We start from the raw sequence: 21,157 nt of genomic DNA on the forward strand, positions 1-21,157 counted from the left end.
CGGGTTGGTGGTCGCGAATCGACGACGCCGGGTTGTCAGTCCTTGCCGTTGCCACCGCCGGAGGTCGCCGGGGTGATCAGCACGACGCGGTCGTCGCTCGACACCGGGGTGCCGCCGTCCTTGTTGACCGTGCCGGCCACCGCGAGCTGCGGGTTGATCATGCTCATGCCGGCGAGCCGGCCGAACGTCTCCGGCGGCTTGCCGGTCTTGCCGTCGAGGCTCACCGACGGCTTGCCGCTGATCGCGCCGTCCGGCGTCACCGGCAGGTTCTGCAGGTTCCCGGCCAGCGAGGTCGCGACGCCGAGGAGGCCGTTCGCGTCGACGAAATCCGCGCAACCGGCGACGCCGGGCTTGTCCGTCCACGTCCACGCCGGTGTCGTCAGCGGCTGCCCGGCCTGAACGCGGTAGAGGGCGTCCTTGTCGGCGAGGCGGTCGGTGACCCAGACGCGGCCGCCGTCGGCGGAAGCGCACACGCCGCCCGGGGCATGCAGCCCGGCGGCCACGACCAGGGACCCGTTCGGGTTGCCCGCCGCGGCCTTGCCGGACGTGTCGATCCGCAGCACCTTCCCGGCGAGCGAGTTCGGGTCGGCGGCGGCGTTCGGGTTGCCGCCGTCGCCGGTCGCGACGAGCAGGGCGCCGCGGTTGTCGGCGCTGATCGTGCCGCGGTTGCCGGTCGCGCCCTTCGGGATGCCGGTGAGCACGGGCTTGGCCGCCTGGCCCTTGGCGAAGCGCACGACGCGGTTGTCGGTCGCCGTGGTCACGTAAGCGAACACGAGCTGGTCCTCGACGTACGACGGCGACAGCGCGAGGCCGGTCAAACCGCCGTCGCCGGCCGCCTGGACGTCGAGCTTCGCGAAGTCCGTGGCGTCCTTGCCCGCCGTCGCGAGCAGCACGCGGCCGCTCTTGCGCTCGCCCGCCAGCGCGCTCGGCGTGGAGCCGTCACCCGGCAGGCCGGCCACCGCCGCGACGGTGTCCAGGCAGGTCGCGATGACCGCGGGGTCGAAGTCCTTGCAGCCCTGCGGCGGCGGGACGGGGGTGGCCGACTGGCCGGGACGCACCTGCTTGCCGTCGCCGCCGGAGTCCGCGCCGGGGCCCTGGACCTCGGGCGGCGACTCCGGGCTGGGCACGGGTGCCGGGCTGAACGTCTGGCCCGCGGCGGTGTCGTCGAACCGGGCGCACCCGGCGGGCAGCAGGACGCCGCAGGCCAGGATCGCCAGCAGGGCCGACCGGTACCTAGTGCGCATGATCGCCCAGCCTAAGGGCCGCCGCGTGAACCATGGGTGAGTACTCCTGGATTACGTTGGGGATCATGACGCTGACCGTGCTGGTCCCCGACGACGAGGGCATGACCGTGCTCGCCGAGGTGCCGCGGGTCCTGCCCGTGCGCTACCAGTGGGGCGAACCGGCGCCCCAGGAAGCCGCGAAGGCCGAGGTGCTGATCCCGGGCAAGCACCCGCCGGGCGAGGAACTGTGGCGCACGCTGCCGAACCTGAAGCTGATCCAGCTGCTGTCAGCCGGCGCCGAGGACTGGGTCGGCAAGGTGCCCGACGGCGTCCTGCTCTCGACATGCCGGGGCGCGCACGGCGGGAGCACCGCCGAGTGGGTCGTGGCCGCGTTGCTCTCGATCTACCGGAAGCTGGACGTCTTCGGCGCGGCGCAGCGCGAGGGCCGGTGGGAGCGGCAGAGCACCGACACGTTGCAGGGCAAGCGCGTGCTCATCATCGGCGCCGGCGACCTCGGGCAGCACCTGCGGCGCCGGCTCGAGCCGTTCGACGCGCGGTGCACGATGGTCGGGATGACCGCGCGGGAGGGCGTGCACGGCGTGAAGGAGCTGCCGTCGCTGCTCGGGCTGCACGACGTCGTCGTGCTGATGGTGCCGCTGACTTCGCGGACGCGGGGGATGGTCGACGCAGCTTTCCTTGCCGAGATGCGCGACGGCGCGGTGCTGGTCAACGTGGCGCGCGGCGCCGTCGTCGGCACCGACGCCTTGGTCGCCGAACTGACCACGGGCCGGTTGCGCGCCGCGCTCGACGTCACCGATCCCGAGCCGCCCCCTCCGGGGCACCCGCTGTGGACCGCGCCGGGTCTGCTGCTGACGCCGCACGTCGGCGGGGCCGTGCGCGGGGTGCGGGGGCGGTCGTACGCCGTCGCGGCGGCGGAAATCGCGCGGTACGCCGGCGGCGAGCTGCCTGACAACCTCGTCCACGGCGAGTACTGAGGTCGCCAGGCCGCCGCGGATCCCCTACCCTTCGCGCGTGAGCAGTGGAGACGACTTTTCGCAGCAGCCCACCAGCCTCCTGTCGGACGTCGAGGACAACGGCGCCGACGACACCCCACGCCAGGGCGGGCTGGGCCTCGGCCTGCTGATCCTGCGGGTGGGGCTCGGCGCGACGATGGGCGCGCACGGGCTGCAGCACCTGTTCGGCCTGTTCGGCGGGCCGGGCATCGGCGGGTTCGCGCGGATGCTGGAGACGTTCGGGTACCACAAGCAGACGACGCTGCTGTCGTGGATCACCGGCATCGTCGAGCTGGGCGGCGGGGTGCTGGTGGTCGTCGGGCTGTTCACGCCGCTGGCCGCGGCGGGGCTGCTCGGGGTCGCGGCGAACGCGGTCTACGCGAAGGCCCACGGTGGGTTCTTCGAGGGGCAGGGGCAGGGCTTCGAGTTCGAGCTGCTGCTGGGGCTGTCCGCGCTGAGCCTGCTGTTCACCGGGTCGGGGCCGATTTCGCTGGAGCGGAACACGCCGTGGCGGAAGCGGCCGTTGCCGCTGGGGCTGGTTTCGCTGCTGCTGGCCGCGGCGGCCGCGGTGGTGGTCATCGTTTTGACGCGGTAGGGGCACCGCGACGGCCGGGGTGTGGACAGGTCGGCTTCGCGTGCGGAGCCTGTGGACTACCCGGGCGGTGCGGCTGGGGTTGTGGACAACTTCGCTGCGGGCGCCCGGGATTGTCGGTGGCTGCCGGTAGCGTTGAAATCGGGGGTCCCCCTGGCGGCTGGGGCCCGGAAGGTGGCACGAACCGGGGCGGTGGACGGCGAGGCGACCCCGGGAGCAGGTACGGCGAAGGCCGCCTCGGGAACAGGGTGGTGGGACGGCGAGGCTGTCCCGGGAGCAGGCGGTGGGTCGGTGAACGCAGTCTGCGAAGCAGGCGGTGGGTCGGTGAACGCAGTCCGCGAAGCAGGTGGTAGGTCGGCGAACGCAGTCCGCGAAGCAGGCGGGTAGGACGGCGAGGTTGTCCCCGAAGCAGGCGGTGGAACGACGAAGGCCGCCCCGCGGAGCGGGACGGCCTTCGTCGGCTTGAGCCGGACTTACTTGTTCACGTCGCGGACCGCGCCGGTGTCCGCCGAAGTCGCCATCCGTGCGTACGCGCGCAGAGCCGCCGTCACCGGGCGCTGGCGCTCCTTCGGCTGCCACGGCCTCTCCGATGCCTCCATCTTCGACCGGCGCTCGGCCAGGACCTCCGGGTCCACCAGCAGCTCCAGGCGGCGCTCGTGGATGTCCAGCAGGATGCGGTCGCCGTTCTCCACCAGGGCGATCAAGCCGCCCGCCGCGGCCTCCGGGGAAATGTGGCCCACCGAGATGCCCGACGAACCGCCCGAGAAGCGGCCGTCCGTGATCAGGGCGCACTTCTTGCCCAGGCCCGATCCCTTCAGGAACGCCGTCGGGTGCAGCATTTCCTGCATGCCCGGGCCGCCCGCGGGGCCCTCGTAGCGGATCACCAGGACCTCGCCCGGCTGGATCTCCTTCTTGAGGATCGCCGAGACCGCTTCCTCCTGGCTCTCCAGCACCCGCGCCGGGCCCTCGAAGTGCCACAGGTCCTCGTCGATGCCCGCGGCCTTGATCACCGCGCCGTTCTCCGCCAGGTTGCCGCGGAGGATCGCCAGGCCGCCGTCCTTCGTGTACGCGTGCTCGACGTCGCGGATGCAACCCCCGGAAGCGTCGGTGTCGAGCGACGACCAGCGGTTCTCGGTCGAGAACGCCTGCGTCGTGCGGACCCCGCCCGGCGCCGCGTGGAACAGTTCGACGGCGACGGAAGACGGCGACGAAGCCCGGATGTCCCAGGCGGAAAGCCAGGAATCCAGATCGTCGGAGTGGACCGAGCGGACGTCGGTGTTCAGCAGGCCGCCGCGGTACAGCTCGCCCAGGATCGCCGGGATTCCGCCCGCGCGGTGGACGTCCTCCATGTGGTAGTCCGAGTTCGGCGCCACCTTCGACAGGCACGGCACGCGGCGGCCGATCGCGTCGATGTCGGCGATCGTGAAGTCGACCTCGCCCTCCTGCGCGGCGGCGAGGATGTGCAGCACCGTGTTCGTCGAGCCGCCCATCGCCATGTCCAGGGCCATCGCGTTCTCGAACGCCGCCTTCGACGCGATCGAGCGCGGCAGGACCGAGTCGTCGTCGTTTTCGTACCAGCGGCGGCACAGCTCGACGACCGTGCGGCCGGCCTCCTCGAACAGCGCGCGACGCGCGGCGTGGGTCGCCAGCGTCGAGCCGTTGCCGGGCAGCGACAAACCGAGGGCCTCGGTGAGACAGTTCATCGAATTCGCGGTGAACATGCCGGAGCACGACCCGCACGTCGGGCACGCCGAACGCTCGACGATCGACAGGCCGTCTTCGTCGACCTCGGGGCTGGCCGACGCGGCGATCGCCGTGATCAGGTCGGTCGGGGCCTGCGCGACACCGCCCACGACGACGGCCTTGCCGGCCTCCATCGGGCCGCCGGAGACGAACACCACCGGGATGTTGAGCCGCATGGCCGCGTTGAGCATGCCCGGCGTGATCTTGTCGCAGTTGGAGATGCAGACGAGCGCGTCGGCCTGGTGCGCGTTGACCATGTACTCGACCGAGTCGGCGATGATCTCGCGCGAGGGCAGCGAGTAGAGCATGCCGGAGTGGCCCATGGCGATGCCGTCGTCGACGGCGATCGTGTGGAACTCGCGCGCGACGCCGCCCGCCTCCTTGACCGCGCCCGCGACGATCTCGCCGAGGTCCTTGAGGTGCACGTGGCCGGGCACGAACTGCGTGTAGGAGTTGGCGATCGCCACGATCGGCTTGCCGAAGTCGCTGTCGGTCATGCCGGTGGCGCGCCAGAGCGAGCGCGCGCCCGCCGCGTTGCGTCCGTGGGTGGTGGTCCTGGAACGAAGAGGCGGCACGTAAACTCCCAGGTCAAAGCGTGGTGGGGCAAACTGGTTCTACCAATTTACTCCGACGCGGAAGCTTCCGATCGGCCGGGCTTGATGTCGTCGGCGTCCAGGAGCCCGCTCGGATCCGCCACCAGACCTTCGCTGACCAGCGACAGCACCGGCAGGTGCCGGGTCCGCACGGTCGGCAGCGGCACCTTCGTGTCGTCCTTCAGCACCGCCTGCACGCGCGACTTCTTGGTGATCGCCAGGCCCTTCAACGCCGACCACGGGACGTCGCGGTGGCCGAACATCGTGCGGGTCGCCAGGCCTTCGCGGGTCGCGACCGTGCGCGTCCGGATCACGAACACCGCCAGCGCGACGGGGAAGATGTAGAGCCACTGCAAGTACGGGATGTCCCCGAGCGCGACCGGCGTCACGCAGATCGTCAGGAGGGCGATCGCCATGAACGACGTGCGGGGGATGCGGAAGACGGCCTTCCGGCCTTCGTCCTGCTCTTTTTCGGCCACCCGGAAATGGTGCACCGCGCGCACGACCGGCCCGAACCCGGGTCGGGCCGGGTGTGACCCGCGTCCACCATGCGGACACGTCATCCCGCAGAGTTGACACCCGCGCGGCGGGCGGACTAGCGTCAGCGTCGTGACACCGCTGACCGGCCTCGTACTTCCCAAGCGCGTCGACGCTTAGGGAAGACTTTCCGCTGCGTCGACGCGCGAACCCTCGTGCGACCTTACGGTCGGCGAGGGTTTTTTGTTGCCCTAGGGAAGAGATTCCCCGCCCCACCGCACCGATAGAGCTCAAAAAAGACCCGAACGAGTGACACCGAGACCCACGAGGCAGATCCGATGACCAGTGCCACGTCGCGCAGCGACGCGAAACCCGGGCCGACGCCCGGAACGCCCGGAGCACGTCCGAAGCCGGCGCCACCGGCGGGAACCCCGGTGCGCGTCACCGGTGCGCAGTCCCTCGTGCGCTCGCTCGAGGCGGTCGGCGCCGAGGTGGTCTTCGGCATTCCGGGCGGCACCATCCTGCCCGCCTACGACCCGTTGCTGGACTCCACGAAGGTCCGCCACGTCCTGGTCCGCCACGAGCAGGGCGCGGGGCACGCCGCCACCGGCTACGCGCAGGCCACCGGCAAGGTCGGCGTCTGCATGGCGACGTCGGGCCCGGGCGCGACCAACCTGGTGACGCCGCTGGCCGACGCGAACATGGACTCCGTCCCGGTCGTCGCCATCACCGGGCAGCAGTCGCGCTCGCTGATCGGCACCGACGCGTTCCAGGAAGCCGACATCTGCGGCATCACCATGCCGATCACCAAGCACAACTTCCTCGTCACCGACCCCGCGGACATCCCGCGGACCATCGCCGAGGCGTTCCACCTGGCGTCCACGGGCCGACCCGGCCCGGTCCTGGTGGACATCCCCAAGGACGTGCTCCAGGAGATGACCTCGTTCTCCTGGCCGACCGAGCTGCGCCTCCCGGGTTACCGCCCGACGCTGCGCCCGCACGGCAAGCAGGTCCGCGAAGCCGCGAAGCTCATCTCGAAGGCGCGCCGCCCGGTGCTGTACGTCGGCGGCGGTGTCATCAAGGCCGAAGCGCACGAGCAGCTGAAGCAGCTCGCCGAGCTGACGAACATCCCGGTCGTCACCACGCTGATGGCACGCGGCGCGTTCCCCGACTCGCACCCGCAGCACCTCGGCATGCCGGGCATGCACGGCTCGGTCGCCGCCGTCGCCGCGATGCAGCGCGCCGACCTGCTGATCGCGCTCGGCGCCCGGTTCGACGACCGCGTCACCGGGCAGCTGTCGTCCTTCGCGCCGGACGCCGCGATCGTGCACGCCGACATCGACCCGGCCGAGATCTCCAAGAACCGCAAGGCCGACGTCCCGATCGTGGGCGACTGCAAGGAGATCATCGGCGAGCTGATCGCCGCGGTCACCACGGAGTTCGAGCACGGCGGCAAGCCGGACCTGGCCGCGTGGTGGACGCTGGCCGACGACTGGCGCAAGACCTACCCGGCCGGGTACGAGTGGCCGGACGACGGTTCGCTGTCGCCGCAGTACGTCATCGAGCGGATCGGCGAGCTCGTCGGCCCGGACGCCGTCTACGCCGCCGGCGTCGGCCAGCACCAGATGTGGGCCGCGCAGTTCGTCAAGTACGAGAACCCGCGCACCTGGATCAACTCCGGCGGGCTCGGCACCATGGGCTTCGCCGTGCCGGCCGCGATGGGCGCGCAGTTCGGCGTCCCGGACACCCCGGTGTGGGCGATCGACGGCGACGGCTGCTTCCAGATGACCAACCAGGAACTCGCCACCTGCGCCATCGAGGGGGCGCCGATCAAGGTCGCCGTCATCAACAACGGCAACCTGGGCATGGTCCGGCAGTGGCAGAACCTCTTCTACTCGGAGCGGTACTCCAACACCGACCTCGGCACGCACAAGCACCGCATCCCGGACTTCGTGCTGCTGGCCGAAGCGCTGGGCTGCGCCGGCCTGCGCTGCGAGACCAAGGAAGACGTCGACGCCACCATCCGCCGCGCGATGGAGATCAACGACCGCCCCGTCGTGATCGACTTCGTCGTGGGGAAGGATGCCCAGGTGTGGCCGATGGTCGCCGCGGGCACCGGCAACGACGAGATCATGGCGGTCCGGGGCATCCGGCCGCTGTTCGACGACGACGAGGTTTCGGTCGAGACGACCGAGGCCGCCGCGGAAGCCGCCGGGGAAGGTGAGCGCTGAGATGAGCGTCCACACGCTGAGTGTGCTGGTCGAGAACAAGCCGGGTGTGCTCGCGCGCGTCTCGGGCCTGTTCTCCCGCCGCGGGTTCAACATCGAGTCCCTCGCCGTCGGGCCCACGGAAAACCCCGAGGTGTCCCGCATGACGATCGTGGTCGCCGTGGAAGAGCTACCGCTCGAACAGGTGACGAAGCAGCTCAACAAGCTGGTCAACGTGATCAAGATCGTCGAGCTGGAGCAGTCGACCGCCGTGCAGCGCGAACTGCTGCTGGTGAAGGTGCGCGCCGACAACACCGTGCGCAGCCAGGTCCTCGAGACCGTCCAGCTCTTCCGGGCCAAGGTGGTGGACGTCTCTCCCGAGGCACTCACCGTCGAGGCCACCGGGACGTCCGACAAGATCGGTGCGTTGCTGCGGATGCTGGAGCCGTATGGCATCCGCGAGCTCGTGCAGTCCGGCATGGTCGCGGTGGGTCGCGGCGCCCGTTCGATCACCGCGACATCCCCGCGCTAAAAGAAGTAAGTCAGGAAAGGAAGCAGTAACCCCCATGGCAGTGGAAATCTTCTACGACGACGACGCCGACCTCTCGATCATCCAGGGGCGCAAGGTCGCTGTCATCGGCTACGGCAGCCAGGGCCACGCCCACTCGCTGAGCCTGCGCGACTCCGGCGTCGACGTCCGCATCGGCCTGCCCGAGGGGTCCAAGTCGCGGGCGAAGGCCGAGGAGCAGGGCCTGCGCGTGCTCACCCCGGCCGAGGCGTCGGCCGAAGCCGACCTGATCATGATCCTGGCGCCGGACACGAAGCAGCGCTTCATCTACGAGCAGGACATCGCGCCGAACCTCAAGGACGGCGACGCGATCTTCTTCGGGCACGGCTTCAACATCCGCTACGACCTGATCAAGCCGCCGGCCAACGTCGACGTCGCCATGGTCGCCCCGAAGGGCCCGGGCCACCTGGTCCGCCGCCAGTTCGTCGACGGCAAGGGCGTCCCGGCGCTCATCGCGGTCGAGCAGGACGCGTCCGGCAACGCCCAGGCGCTCGCGCTCTCCTACGCGGCCGCCATCGGTGGCGCCCGCGCCGGCGTCATCAAGACGACGTTCACCGAGGAGACCGAGACCGACCTCTTCGGCGAGCAGGCCGTGCTCTGCGGTGGCGCGTCCGCGCTGGTGCAGACCGGTTTCGAGGTGCTCACCGAGGCCGGCTACGCCCCGGAGATCGCCTACTTCGAGGTGCTGCACGAGCTGAAGCTGATCGTCGACCTCATGTACGAGGGCGGCATCGCGCGCCAGCGCTACTCGATCTCCGACACCGCCGAGTACGGCGACCTGACCCGCGGCCCGCGCGTCATCTCGCCGGCGGTCAAGGAAGAGATGAAGAAGATCCTCGGCGAGATCCAGGACGGCACGTTCGCCCGCGAGTGGGTCGCCGAGGACGAGGCCGGCCGGCCGAACTTCACCAAGCTCGAGGAGCAGGGCAACCAGCACCCGATCGAGGCGACCGGCAAGAAGCTGCGCGACCTGATGTCGTGGGTGGACCGGCCGATCACCGAGACCGCCTGAGTCTTTTCTCCCTGACGCCGAAGGGGACGCCCGCCTGCGGGCGTCCCCTTCGGTGCGTTCGGTGGTCGTTTCGCTACGCTGGCGACATGAGTGAGCAGCCGGTCGACGACAAGGCGCACATCCGGCACCACCTCGACTTCACGAAGGCGGAGTGGATCCGGGCGGAGCCCGAGGGCGTCACCCTCGACGACTGCGTCGAGTACGCCTTCATCGAGCACACCGACGGCGTCACCTACACCGCCATGCGGCAGTCGGCGAAGCCGGACGGCGTCATCCTCGTCTTCACGCCGTCGGAGTGGGACGCGTTCGTCAAGGGCGTCCGCGACGGCGAGTTCGACCTGCCCGAGGACCTCGCGGAGGCTTAAAGCTTCGCGGCCAGCTCGGGGATCGCGCCGAGGTCGCCGGCGATGCCGAGGTGGTCGCCGTAGTCGCGGGACTCGACGACCAAGCCGTCGCGAATGCGCATGGCGAAGATGTTGGCGATCCGCACCGGGCGCCCGGCGTACTCGCCCTGGTAGGCGAACTCGGCGATCAGCACCTCGGGATCGGTGCCCTCGTAGGTGACCAGGTCGGTCGCCTCGAGGTCGACGCTCATCCCCTCGGCCTGCTTGAAGTGCGCCCGCAGTTCCTCGCGCGTGCGCACCACGGCCGAGCCCGGCTGGAACGGGTGCGTGACGTGCGTTTCCCCGGCGTACAGCTCCGCCAGCTCTTCGCCGCGCTTGTCCGAGACGCCGTAGACGAGCCGCTCGAAGACTTCGCGGCGGCTCGCCGGGTCGCTCGACGTCCGTGGTCCGATCGGCGACAACTCGCGCGGCGGTGCCTGTTCGTAGGCCTGCACGAGCTGGTCGACGCCGTCGCGGATCGCCGCGAGGCGCAGGTAGTCGTGGTAGTCGCGGGAGTGGACGATCAGGCCGTCGCGCACGCGCAGCACCTGGATGTTGGCCGTCGGTGTGGTCTTGCCGGTTTCGAGCGACTCGGCGTCGTAGTCGTATTCGGCGACGATCACCTCGGGGTCGGTCGTCTCGTGGACGACGACGTTCTTGCGCGTGAGCCGCAGCGTCGTGGCCAGGGCGCCGGTGAAGCGCTCGTGGACGGCGGCGCGGCCGGTGAGGCGCGTCGGCCGCGGCACGGCTTGGGGGTGTTCGACGACCGTGTCTTCGGCGTAAAGCGCGGACAGGTCGGCGAAGCGCCCTTCGCTGATGCCGTCGGACAACGCAGCGAAGACGTCGCGAGGTGTGGTCATGAATCCTCCCAGTGGGCAAAACGGAGTCCGTAGTCCGCCTAGTACGATACGGACTACAGACTCCGGTTGTCTAGCGAAGGAGGTCCCGGGCGGCCGGCTGTCCGCACACCTCCGCCCACGTCTCGGGAGTGCTGTCGAAGAGCGCGTCCCGCGCGCCGGCGTCCGCGCCGTTTTCGACCAGGAAGCGGATGACGTCGAGGTGCCCGGACTGCGCGGCCAGGTGCAGGGCCGTGACGCCCTCGCCGTGTCCCGGCCCGCCGAACGTGCCGCGGTGGTTCACGTCGGCGCCGAGGTCCAGCAGCGTCCGGACGGCGGCGAGCTTGCCCTGCGCCGCCGCCCACGTCAGGGCCGTGCCGCGGTAGACGTCGGCGTTCACGTCGGCACCGCGAGCGACGAGCTTCCGCAGGGCTTCGACGCGGTCGTTGCGCGCGGCCCAGGAGAGAGCTTCGTTCTTGACCTCGGCGGGGTCGTCCGTCGGCTGCCAGGCCGGGAAGCCGCTGTGGGGACGGTAAAAGCCCCGGTGGGCGCCGGGCTCGCCCGAGGTCAGCAGTTCGTCGATGAAGGCGGTGTCGCCGAGCCCGGCCGCGACGCGCAGGTTGCCCGGCGCTCGACTGTGCTCCGCGAGCGTCTCCGTGGCTTCGCGGTGGCCCCAGAAGAGGGCGACGACCAGAGGAGTGCCGCCGTCGCCGCGGGCCGCGACGTCGACCGGCGCGCCGCGGTCCAGCAGCAGGGCGAGCAGGTGCGGCAGGTTGCTGTAGGCGGCTTGGTGCAACGGCGTCCAGCCGTGGACGTTGCCGCGCGCGGGGTCGGCGCCGTGGTCGAGCAGGAGCCGGCTGAGCCGCTCGTCGCACGTCGCGCCGGCCATGCCGAGCAGGTCGTTGCCGTTGGTGCCGCGCGCGGAGACGAGACCGGGGAACTCCGCCAGGAGCGTACCGAGCCCGTCGAGGTCCCGCGCTTCGACGGCGCGGTATGCGCGGGCGAACGGCTCACCACTGTCCGCAAGAGACTTGACGTGGGCGCGAAGTGCTTTCCAGGAAACGAATCCGTGCTCCCGGGCGACGACCGCGCGGGCGCCGTCGCGGGTGAGCGGCTGACTCCAGCGGTCGAACGGCTCGCGCGCGCCGGGTGTCTCGTCTTCGGCCGAGGCGAGCAGGCCGAGCGCGCGCTCGGCGTAGTACTCGACGTCCTGGTGGTACGGGTGCTGCAGGGTTTCGCCGTGTTCGGTGACGCGCCGGACGTACGCCCGGAGTTTCGGCCAGCTCGGGAAACCGTGGTCGCGGGCGATCCGGAACTGCGCTTCGGCGAGCTGGACGCCTTCGGCACGCGAGCGTTCCTTCGCGCGCTTGCGGAGTTGTTCGAGGTTGAGTCCACCGGGCACGGTCGTGCCTCCTTTCCTCATCGCCCGTGGTCCGCCGGCACCGGGCAGGAAAGAAGGTGCGTAGCTGGTGGTGCGGTGCTGCGGGGGTGGGCTCGGCCCTTTCCGCGGACGGGACGCGGCCCCGGCCGCGCCCCGCCAGCGTACCCCCGTCAGGGCAGGAGATCGGCCAGCCTGCGGTAGGACTTCGCCGTGCGCGCCAGGATCTGGACGCAGACGTGGTCGGCGCCCGCGTCGAGGTGAGCCTGGATCCGGTCGGCCGCCGCCTGTTCCCCGGTCGCGACGATGGCGTCGACCAGGCGGTCGCTGCCGCCGTCGGCCAGGTCGTCGTCGGTGAAGCCGAGCCGGCGCAGGTTCGCCTGGTGGTGCGGGGCCTGCCGGACGTAGAGGTCCACGTGCTCCCGCGCGGTTTCGGGTGCCGCGTCGAGCACCACCGCCTGCTCGACGGCGAGGTACTTGCCCGGCCCGAGCCGTTCGCGCGCCATCGCCGTGTGCTCCGGCGGGACGAAGTACGGGTGGGCGCCGTCGGCGCGTTCGGCCGCCAGGTCCAGCAGGTTCGGGCCCAGCGCCGCGAGCACCCGGCGCGGGCGGGGCGACGGCTGGGGCAGGCCCGGCAGGTCGGCCGCGGCCATCCCGTCGAGGTAGTCGCGCAACGCCGTCAGCGGCCGCGCGCCCGGCCGGTGCCCGCCGAGGCCCGCGATGAACCGGCCCGGGTAGGCCTCGCCCAGCGCGCGGACGGCGCTTTCCGCCGCGAGCGGGGAGCGCTGGTCGAACCGCGCGACCCCGGTGGCGACGGTCAGCTTCGCCGTCGCCGCGAGCAGCAGTGCGGCCTGGGTGAACGCTTCCCGGCCGGCGTACTCGCCGAACCAGATCGCGTCGAAGCCGAGTTCTTCCACCTCGGCGGCCGTTTCCCGCAGTTCGGTGATCGGGGCGCCGTCGAAGAACCGCCAGATTCCCACGCTCATCGGAGCACCTCCGGGGCCAGGTCGAGCAGGGCGTCCACAGTGGACTCGAACGTGGCCGCGGACGGCACGCGATCGGTTCGTCGAGGAAATCGTCCGGCGGGGCCATGCCTCGACGATCGCCGAGCGCCTGGACGATCTGCTCGATGCGAGCGCTGACGACGTGCCGCCGACCACGACCGTGACACTCGGAGCCGGATGCTCTCTGGGGTGTCCTCGCGGATGCCGGGCAGCCCGATCCGCTGTGGGACCAGCAGCTAGTCCGGCTCAGGGATTTCACCCGCGTACGGCGGGTGCGAGATGGGCCGAGCGTGCGGGTGGACGGCGTCGGCATGGTCGCGCGACTGCGGCCGCGGCCTGGCGGTGGCCGGCGCACGCGGAAACGTGACTGGCGAATCGGTTTCGGTCGCCGCACTGTCCACTTCGGATAGACGGTCGAGCGGCCGGTAGTCCTCGCCGAGCTTCGCCGCCTGGATCGCGTGCCCGATGCCGGTGCCGAGCACGACGTCCGGCACCGTCGCCAGGAGGTCGCCGAAGTGGGCGAACACTTCGCGGGTGCCGGGGCCTTCGCCGCTCCACACCGAGCCGTAGCCGGCTTCGGCGAGCCGCCGGGTGGCCGCGCGCTCGACGTCCGGGGGTGGGGCCAGGGGCGCGCTCGGCAGCCAGGCGCCGAGCGCGCCGAGCCGGGCTCGCGTGTCTTCGATCAAGGTCATCCTCAGTTCCCTCCAGTAATGTGAGGCCGCCTCCGGTTAATATACGGAGGCAGCCTCCGATTGGCTACCCGGTAGGGTCGGAAGGGCGATGACCGAAGTCAAGCCGATGCGCGCGGACGCCCGCCGCAACTACGAGCGCCTGCTCGCGGAGGCGCAGCGTGCCTTCGCCGAGCACGGCGTCGACGCGTCGCTGGAAGACATCGCGCGCCGTGCGGGGGTCGGCATCGGCACGCTCTACCGGCACTTCCCGACGCGGGAGGCTTTGCTCGAAACGCTGCTGCGGGCCCGGTTCGACGGTCAGGCCGAGCGGGCGCGCGAACTGCTGACCCACCCGGAACCGCTGAACGCGCTGCAGACCTGGCTGGCCGGGCTCGGCGACGCCACCGGCACGTTCCGCGGCCTGGTCGAACTCACCGCCGACGCGCTCAGCGACGAAACGTCCCGGTTGTACGAATCGTGCCATGCGATGCGCGAGGCCGGTTCCCATCTGGTGGAACGCGCGAAGCGTGCCGGCGAACTGCGCCCCGACGTCACCACGCACGAGCTCCTTCTCTTGCTGCACGCGGCATCCTGGGCGGGTGGGCACCTGCCCGGCCCGGGGGGCATGCAACGCCTCCTGGCTCTTGTTTTCGAGGGATTACGGGTGAGTTAACACCGGGAGAAGCCAGCGGGCCGCCCTGCGGGTTAAACTCCGCCTCGACCGGGGCACAACGGCGTGCTGAGACCCTTTGTCGACACAGAGCGTCCTGGAATTTGACCAGATAGTGGGAGCCGCATCGTGAGCAAGCCCAATAAGCCCGTCGTCCTCATCGCGGAGAAGCTCGCCCCCTCCGTGCTGAGCGTCTTCGGTGACGAGGTGGAGGTCCGGCACGTCGACGGCACGGACCGGTCCGCGCTGCTCGAGGCGGTGAAGAGCGCCGACGCGCTGCTGGTCCGCTCCGCCACCCAGGTCGACGCCGAGGTCCTCGGCGCCACGACCCAGCTGAAGGTCGTCGCCCGCGCCGGCGTCGGCCTCGACAACGTCGAGGTGCCCGCCGCCACCGAGCGCGGGGTCCTGGTCGTCAACGCGCCGACGTCGAACATCGTTTCCGCCGCCGAGCACGCCGTCGCGCTGCTGCTGGCCGTCGCGCGCCGCGTCCCGGCCGCCAGCCAGAGCCTGCGCGGTGGCGAGTGGAAGCGCAGCTCGTTCTCCGGCGTCGAACTGCAGGGCAAGACGATCGGCGTGGTCGGCCTCGGCAAGATCGGCCAGCTGTTCGCCCAGCGCCTCGCCGCGTTCGACACCAAGATCATCGCCTACGACCCCTACGTCTCGGCCGCGCGCGCGGGCCAGCTCGGCATCGAGCTCGTCACCCTCGACGAGCTGCTTTCGCGGGCCGACGCCATTTCCATCCACCTGCCGAAGACGCCGGAGACCAAGGGCCTCATCGACGCCGAGGCGCTGAAGAAGACCAAGCCGGGCGTCATCATCGTGAACGCCGCCCGCGGCGGGCTGATCGTCGAAGAGGACCTGGCCGACGCGCTGCGCTCGGGTCACGTCGGCGGTGCCGGCATCGACGTCTTCGTCACCGAGCCGACCACGTCCAGCCCGCTGTTCGAGCTGGAGAACGTCGTCGTGACGCCGCACCTGGGCGCGTCGACGGCCGAGGCGCAGGACCGCGCGGGCACGGACGTCGCCCGGTCGGTGCTGCTGGCCCTGCGCGGCGACTTCGTGCCGGACGCGGTGAACGTCTCCGGCGGCGGCGCGGTCGGCGAGCACGTCCGCCCGTACCTGCTGCTGACCCAGAAGCTCGGCCAGCTGCTCACCGCCCTGAACCCGAAGGCGCCGACGTCGGTGACCGTGCAGGTCAAGGGCGAGCTGACCAGCGAGGACACCGGCGTGCTGCAGCTGGCGGCGCTGCGCGGGGTGTTCACCGGCGTGGTCGAGGACCAGGTCACGTTCGTCAACGCGCCGCAGCTGGCGGAGAAGCTGGGCGTGCAGGTCGAGCTGGAGACCGAGTCGGAGAGCCCCAAGTTCCGCAGCCTGGTCACGGTGCGCGCGGTGCACGCGGACGGCCAGGTGCTGACGGTGTCCGGTTCGGTCACCGGCAAGGACGAGACCGAGAAGCTGGTCGAGGTCAACGGCCGCGGGTTCGACCTGCGTGCCGAGGGCACGGTCCTGCTGGTCGAGTACGGCGACCGGCCGGGCGTCATGGGCCGCGTCGGCACGCTGCTCGGCGAGGCGGGCATCAACATCGAGGCCGCGCAGATCAGCCAGACGACCGACGGGTCGGACGCGGTGATGCTGCTGCGCGTCGACCGCCACATCGACGCGCACCTGCTGGAGCCGATCGGCGCCTCGGTCGGGGCGCACACGATCCGTGCGGTCGACTTCAACTGACGTAACACTTTCGAAGGCCCCCTGTCACTCGGCAGGGGGCCTTCTTGTGCAATCACATTCACGTAACGGAGTCCTTTGCCTACGTAAGTAGGTGTTTTGGGGCATTAAGTTCTCCCCGCGAGGTTGAACCACGCGCCGTCGAGGGCACGGCGCTGTGCCGCGCTTCACCGTCGGGGGTGCCAGGAGCGGCAGGCAGGTTCGGGTCCAGACCTCGGGTAAGGGGCCGACTGATGAGCAGATCCCGCCTACCCGCGCGCGCGACCACGGCGGCCTTCGCCGTGGTGCTCGCCGCCGCGCTGGGAGCGCCGGTCGCGAGCGCGGCTGATGCCCCGCTCGCCGATCCAGTGGCGCCGGCGAAGATCGACGACGCCAAGCTGCAGGGCAAGGTTTCGCCCCGGCTCGGTGCCGCGCAGGGCCGCGTCACCGCGTTCGTCGAGCTGGCGAAGAAGCCCGCCGTCGACGCGTTCACGTCCGCGCAGCCGCAGGGCAAGGAGGCCGCCAAGCGCGCCGCCCGGGTCGCGAAGGACGACACCGCGGCCGCGGTGAACTCGGTGCTGGGCCAGCTGCGTTCGGCCGACGCCAAGCCGCAGGTCGTCACCCAGACCGCCAACGCCGTCCCCGGCGTGGTCGTCACGGCCGACGCCGCGAAGCTGCGCGAAGTCGCGAAGCGCGCGGACGTCGTTTCGGTGCGCACGGTCGTGCCGAAGACCCGCACCAACGCCAGCGCCGAGCAGCTGACCAACACGCTCGCCGCGTGGCAGCAGACCGGCAAGTTCGGCGACGGCGTCCGCGTCGGCGTCATCGACGACGGCATCGACTACACCCACGCCGACTTCGGCGGCCCCGGCACGCAGGCCGCCTACAAGAGCGTCGACAGCACCAAGCCGACCCCCCTCTTCCCGAGCGCCAAGGTCGTCGGCGGCACCGACCTCGTCGGTGACGACTACGACGCCGCGACGGCCGGCAAGACCACCCCGAAGCCGGACCCGAACCCGCTGGCCTGCGGTGAGCACGGCACGCACGTCGCCGGCACCATCGGCGGCTTCGGCGTCACCGCGGACGGCAAGACCTTCAAGGGCGACTACAAGAAGCTGGACGCCAAGAAGGTCGACGCGATGCAGATCGGCCCGGGCACGGCGCCGAAGTCGCTCCTCTACGCCATCAAGGTGTTCGGCTGCGCCGGTTCGACGAACGTCACCTCGCAGGCGCTGGACTGGGCGCTCGACCCGGACGGCGACGGCGACTTCACCGACCACCTCGACATCGTCAACCTCTCGCTCGGCTCCGACTTCGGCGCGCCGGACGACCCGGACTCGCTGTTCGTGCGCAAGCTCGCCGCGAACAACGTGCTGCCGGTGATCTCAGCGGGCAACGGCGGCGACATCAACGACATCGCCGGTTCTCCGGGCAACACCCCCGAGGCGCTCACCGTCGCCAGCACGCGCGACGCGGGCATCCTGCGCGACGCCGCCGAGGTCAAGGCGCCCACGACGGCCGCGGGCCAGAAGACCGGGCAGTACAGCCAGAACTACACCGGCTACGACACGCTGAACCTGACCGCGCCGGTCGTCACGCTGTCGGCGTCGAACAGCGCGGGCTGCGCGCCGTACTCCGCCGAGGACAAGGCGAAGGCCGCCGGCAAGTTCGTCTGGCTGGAGTGGGACGACAACGACTCGACCCGCGCCTGCGGTTCGGCGGCCCGCGCCAACAACGCGCAGGCGGCCGGGGCCAAGGGTGCGCTGCTTTCGTCCACTTTGGAGCACTTCAGCGCGGGCATCGCGGGCAACGCGGCGATCCCGATGTTCCAGTTCACCGGTTCGGCGACCAAGACGCTGCGCGCGGCGCTGACCGCGGGCACGCTGCAGGTCCGGCTCTACGGCACCGGGCGCGCGTCGATCCAGACCTACGACAAGACGATCGTGGACACCCCGAGCTCGTTCACCTCGCGCGGCACCCGCGGCCCGGCGCTCAAGCCGGACGTCGCCGCGCCGGGTGACACGATCACCTCGGCGTTCCGCGGCAGCGGCAACGGCCGGACGGTCCTGAGCGGCACCTCGATGGCGGCTCCGCACACCGCGGGCATCACGGCGCTGGTCCGCCAGTCCCACCCGGACTGGTCGGTCGAGGAGGTCAAGGCGTCGGTCATCGACACCGCCGGCCACGACGTCTCCGACGGCGCGGGCCACACCTACGCGCCGCAGCGCGTCGGCAGCGGCCGGATCGACGCCAAGGCGGCGCTGGACAACCAGGTGCTCGCCTACGTCGTCGACGACCCGGGCGCGGTGAGCGTCAGCTTCGGCACGGTCGAGGCGTCCGGGCCGGTGACGCTGTCGAAGACGATCAAGCTCGTCAACAAGGGCGTCACGGCGGCCGAGTATTCGGTGGCCTACCAGGCGGTCAACGCGCTGCCCGGCGTCGAGTACACAGTGGACAAGCCGACGGTGAAGCTGACCCCGCGCGGCACCGCCAAGGTCAAGGTGACGCTGAAGATCACCGACCCCAAGGCGCTGCGCAAGGTCATGGACCCGACCATGCAGGCCACCCAGGCCGGCCTGGCGCGGCAGTTCGTCGCGGACGCGTCCGGCCGGGTCGCCTTCACGCCGGTGAGCGGGGCGAAGGTGCCGCTGCGCGTGTCGGTCTACTCGGCGCCGAAGCCGGTGTCGACGATTTCGACGCCGCAGTCGGTGAAGTTCGCGCCGGACGCCACGCAGGCCGTGCTGAACCTGAGCGGCAAGGGCGTCGACCAGGGCAGTGGCGCGCAGCGGTACCGCTCGCTGATCAGCGTGCTCGAGCTGCAGGCGGAGTCCCCGCAGCTGCCCGAGTGCGACGCGGACGTGGTCACCGACTGCACGGTGAACAAGACGGCCAAGGGCGGCGACCTCCGCTACATCGGTGCGGCGTCCACCGCGCCGCTGGCGAAGGAGCAGGGTGAGCCGGAGAACGCGGTCCTCGCGTTCGGCCTGTCCACCTGGGGCGACTGGGCGAACATCGGCAGCAACACCTCGCCGTTCGTCGACATCGACACCACCGGGGACGGGACGCCGGACTTCGAGACCTACGTGACCAAGGCGACGTCCACGGACGTGCTGCTGGCCGTCACGGTCGCGCTGACCCCGGGCTTCCCGCAGGTGGACGTCCAGGCCGTCAACGGGCAGCTCGGCGACGTGGACACCAACGTGTTCGACACGAACGTGATCACGCTGCCGGTTTCGCTGGCCGCGCTGGGCATCGACGCGAGCGCCGACAGCCACCGCATCGCCTACACGGTGGGCGTGAGCGGTTTCTACGTCGCGCCGGGCACGACGAACGGGCTGATCGACTACGTCGGCACGCCGCTTTCGTTCGACGCGCTCGCGCCGGGCTACTCGGTGCAGGGTGGCGGCGACGCCGCGCTGGGCTACGTCGCGAAGCCGGGCACGGCGCTGGTCGTCAACCGGAACGCGGCCTCGGCCGCGGCCGACAACGCACTCGGGCTGCTCGCCATCGAGCACCACAACGCCGCGGGCAACCGGGCGAACGTGGTCAAGGTGGATTCCGCCCAGGGCGCCCGGCCGGGGAACGACCGTCAGCCGATCGGGGCCGGTCGTCGCTAGGTCGTGACAAGATCGATCCATGCAGCATCAGGGGCGTCTCCGGTGGGTATCCACCGGGGGCGCCCCTGCTCGTATTCACCCGATTGGGTGTCTCACCCTGCGGGAGGATGCGGCATAAGGGTGGTGCGGCTACGGCCGTTTGTCTACGGCCGGTAACCTTCCGGCTGCTGGCGTTTTGTTGCGGTGGGCCATCGGTGCATCCGGTGGCCTCGTCGACGGAGGTGTGTGGATGCGGCTCGCGGTGATCCCAGGAGACGGGATCGGGCCCGAGGTGGTCTCCGAGGCGCTGAAGGTGCTCGGCGAGGTAGTACCGACGGCGGAGATCACGAACTACGACCTCGGCGCCGCGCGGTGGCACGCGACCGGTGAGTTGCTCCCGGAGTCGGTGCTCGGCGAACTCCGCCAGCACGACGCGATCCTGCTGGGCGCGGTGGGCGACCCGTCGGTGCCGAGCGGCATCCTCGAGCGCGGCCTGCTGCTGCGCCTGCGGTTCGAGATGGACCACCACGTCAACCTGCGCCCGGCGCGGCTGTACCCGGGTGTCCGGGGCCCGCTGGCCGACGCCGGCGACGTCGACATGGTCGTGGTGCGCGAAGGGACCGAAGGCCCGTACGCGGGTACTGGTGGCCTGCTGCGCAAGGACACGGAGCACGAGATCGCGACGGAGGTCAGCGTCAACACGGCGTTCGGCATCCGCCGCGTGGTCGCGGACGCGTTCAACCGCGCCGAGGGCCGGCCCCGCAAGCACCTGACGCTGGTGCACAAGACCAACGTGCTCGAGTACGCGGGTTCGCTGTGGTCTCGGATCGTCGAAGAGGTCTCGCTGGAGCACCCGGAGGTGACGGTCGCCTACTCGCACGTGGACGCGGCGACGATCCACCTGGTGACCGACCCGTCCCGGTTCGACGTGATCGTGACGGACAACCTGTTCGGCGACATCATCACGGACCTGGCGGCCGCGGTGACCGGTGGGATCGGGTTGGCGGCGAGCGGGAACCTGGACATCACCCGGCGGAACCCGAGCATGTTCGAGCCGGTGCACGGGTCGGCTCCGGACATCGCCGGGCAGGGGCTGGCTGACCCGACGGCCGCGGTGTTGTCGGTTTCGCTGCTGCTGGACCACTTGGGTCAGAAGGAGTCGGCTCGGCGGATCGAGGCCTCCGTGGCTTTCGATCTGGCTACCCGGGATCAGGCTTCGCCGGGGGCTACGACCGCTATCGGGGATCGGTTGGCGGCTTTGGTCTCGTCCAATGTTCGGACGGCCGGCTGAGGTTTCGCTTTCGGAAGAGCCTCGCACCCCGGTGGTGCGGGGCTTTTTCGTGTGCGCGGTGTTCCCGGATGGTGGGAGCTTGACCCATCTTGTGGACTTCCTCCGAACCCCTGTGGCATGATGCGACCGTGACCAGCTTCGCGATCATTATCATCGAGCGCGCCGGACGATAGCTCCACAAGAGCCCCCGGCGCGC

At 70.8% G+C, this 21,157-nt stretch carries 17 protein-coding genes; 10 read left to right on the plus strand and 7 right to left on the minus strand.

What is annotated here, in order from left to right; translation table 11 throughout:
- Positions 1-35: 35 nt before the first annotated feature.
- Positions 36-1,244 (minus strand): PQQ-dependent sugar dehydrogenase, encoded by a 1,209-nt coding sequence (locus tag BLV96_RS41750; protein WP_086670316.1) that lies wholly within the window; start codon positions 1,242-1,244, stop codon positions 36-38.
- A 65-nt stretch (positions 1,245-1,309) separates the two neighbouring features.
- Between BLV96_RS41750 and BLV96_RS41755 the strand changes: the two genes are divergently transcribed.
- The gene (locus BLV96_RS41755) at positions 1,310-2,218 is read left to right on the plus strand and encodes a 2-hydroxyacid dehydrogenase (RefSeq protein WP_167379910.1); all 909 of its coding nucleotides are present in this window, start codon (positions 1,310-1,312) and stop codon (positions 2,216-2,218) included.
- 37 nt (positions 2,219-2,255) lie between these two features.
- Complete coding sequence (locus tag BLV96_RS41760) at positions 2,256-2,831, plus strand: DoxX family membrane protein (RefSeq protein WP_086670321.1); 576 nt, start codon at positions 2,256-2,258, stop codon at positions 2,829-2,831.
- A 470-nt stretch (positions 2,832-3,301) separates the two neighbouring features.
- Here the strand turns inward: BLV96_RS41760 and ilvD are convergent, their stop codons facing one another.
- Complete coding sequence (ilvD, locus tag BLV96_RS41765; protein ID WP_086670323.1) at positions 3,302-5,146, minus strand: dihydroxy-acid dehydratase; 1,845 nt, start codon at positions 5,144-5,146, stop codon at positions 3,302-3,304.
- 47 nt (positions 5,147-5,193) lie between these two features.
- The gene (locus BLV96_RS41770; RefSeq protein ID WP_208608468.1) at positions 5,194-5,643 is read right to left on the minus strand and encodes a PH domain-containing protein; all 450 of its coding nucleotides are present in this window, start codon (positions 5,641-5,643) and stop codon (positions 5,194-5,196) included.
- A 336-nt stretch (positions 5,644-5,979) separates the two neighbouring features.
- Between BLV96_RS41770 and BLV96_RS41775 the strand changes: the two genes are divergently transcribed.
- From BLV96_RS41775 to BLV96_RS41790, 4 genes are all read left to right on the plus strand, one after another.
- On the plus strand, positions 5,980-7,872 hold the full coding sequence (locus tag BLV96_RS41775; RefSeq protein ID WP_167379911.1) for an acetolactate synthase large subunit: 1,893 nt from the start codon (positions 5,980-5,982) through the stop codon (positions 7,870-7,872).
- A gap of 1 nt (position 7,873) precedes the next feature.
- Entirely contained in the window at positions 7,874-8,380 is a 507-nt protein-coding gene (gene ilvN, locus BLV96_RS41780) for an acetolactate synthase small subunit (RefSeq protein WP_003080760.1), read from the plus strand.
- Between the two features lie 34 nt (positions 8,381-8,414).
- A complete protein-coding gene (gene ilvC, locus BLV96_RS41785; protein ID WP_013223583.1) occupies positions 8,415-9,428 on the plus strand; it encodes a ketol-acid reductoisomerase in 1,014 nt (337 codons plus the stop codon).
- Positions 9,429-9,514: 86 nt separating this feature from the next.
- A complete protein-coding gene (locus BLV96_RS41790; RefSeq protein WP_086670329.1) occupies positions 9,515-9,793 on the plus strand; it encodes a DUF397 domain-containing protein in 279 nt (92 codons plus the stop codon).
- Here the strand turns inward: BLV96_RS41790 and BLV96_RS41795 are convergent.
- From BLV96_RS41795 to BLV96_RS51005, 4 genes are all read right to left on the minus strand, one after another.
- A complete protein-coding gene (locus tag BLV96_RS41795) occupies positions 9,790-10,671 on the minus strand; it encodes a nuclear transport factor 2 family protein (RefSeq protein ID WP_086670331.1) in 882 nt (293 codons plus the stop codon). The genes BLV96_RS41790 and BLV96_RS41795 overlap by 4 nt on opposite strands.
- A gap of 70 nt (positions 10,672-10,741) precedes the next feature.
- Entirely contained in the window at positions 10,742-12,070 is a 1,329-nt protein-coding gene (locus tag BLV96_RS41800) for an ankyrin repeat domain-containing protein (protein ID WP_091390294.1), read from the minus strand.
- Between the two features lie 128 nt (positions 12,071-12,198).
- Positions 12,199-13,011, minus strand: coding sequence for a TIGR03620 family F420-dependent LLM class oxidoreductase (locus tag BLV96_RS41805; RefSeq protein ID WP_086676629.1), 813 nt, complete (start codon positions 13,009-13,011; stop codon positions 12,199-12,201).
- 254 nt (positions 13,012-13,265) lie between these two features.
- The gene (locus BLV96_RS51005; protein WP_244180885.1) at positions 13,266-13,721 is read right to left on the minus strand and encodes a hypothetical protein; all 456 of its coding nucleotides are present in this window, start codon (positions 13,719-13,721) and stop codon (positions 13,266-13,268) included.
- An 88-nt stretch (positions 13,722-13,809) separates the two neighbouring features.
- Between BLV96_RS51005 and BLV96_RS41815 the strand changes: the two genes are divergently transcribed.
- From BLV96_RS41815 to BLV96_RS41830, 4 genes are all read left to right on the plus strand, one after another.
- Complete coding sequence (locus tag BLV96_RS41815) at positions 13,810-14,373, plus strand: TetR/AcrR family transcriptional regulator (protein ID WP_086676630.1); 564 nt, start codon at positions 13,810-13,812, stop codon at positions 14,371-14,373.
- A gap of 126 nt (positions 14,374-14,499) precedes the next feature.
- On the plus strand, positions 14,500-16,098 hold the full coding sequence (gene serA, locus BLV96_RS41820) for a phosphoglycerate dehydrogenase (RefSeq protein WP_086676631.1): 1,599 nt from the start codon (positions 14,500-14,502) through the stop codon (positions 16,096-16,098).
- 230 nt (positions 16,099-16,328) lie between these two features.
- The gene (locus BLV96_RS41825; RefSeq protein WP_167379912.1) at positions 16,329-19,691 is read left to right on the plus strand and encodes a S8 family peptidase; all 3,363 of its coding nucleotides are present in this window, start codon (positions 16,329-16,331) and stop codon (positions 19,689-19,691) included.
- A 229-nt stretch (positions 19,692-19,920) separates the two neighbouring features.
- On the plus strand, positions 19,921-20,961 hold the full coding sequence (locus BLV96_RS41830) for a 3-isopropylmalate dehydrogenase (protein WP_086676632.1): 1,041 nt from the start codon (positions 19,921-19,923) through the stop codon (positions 20,959-20,961).
- The last annotated feature ends 196 nt before the right edge of the window (positions 20,962-21,157 follow it).

The organism is Amycolatopsis pretoriensis, from assembly GCF_900107925.1.
GTDB lineage: Bacteria > Actinomycetota > Actinomycetes > Mycobacteriales > Pseudonocardiaceae > Amycolatopsis > Amycolatopsis pretoriensis.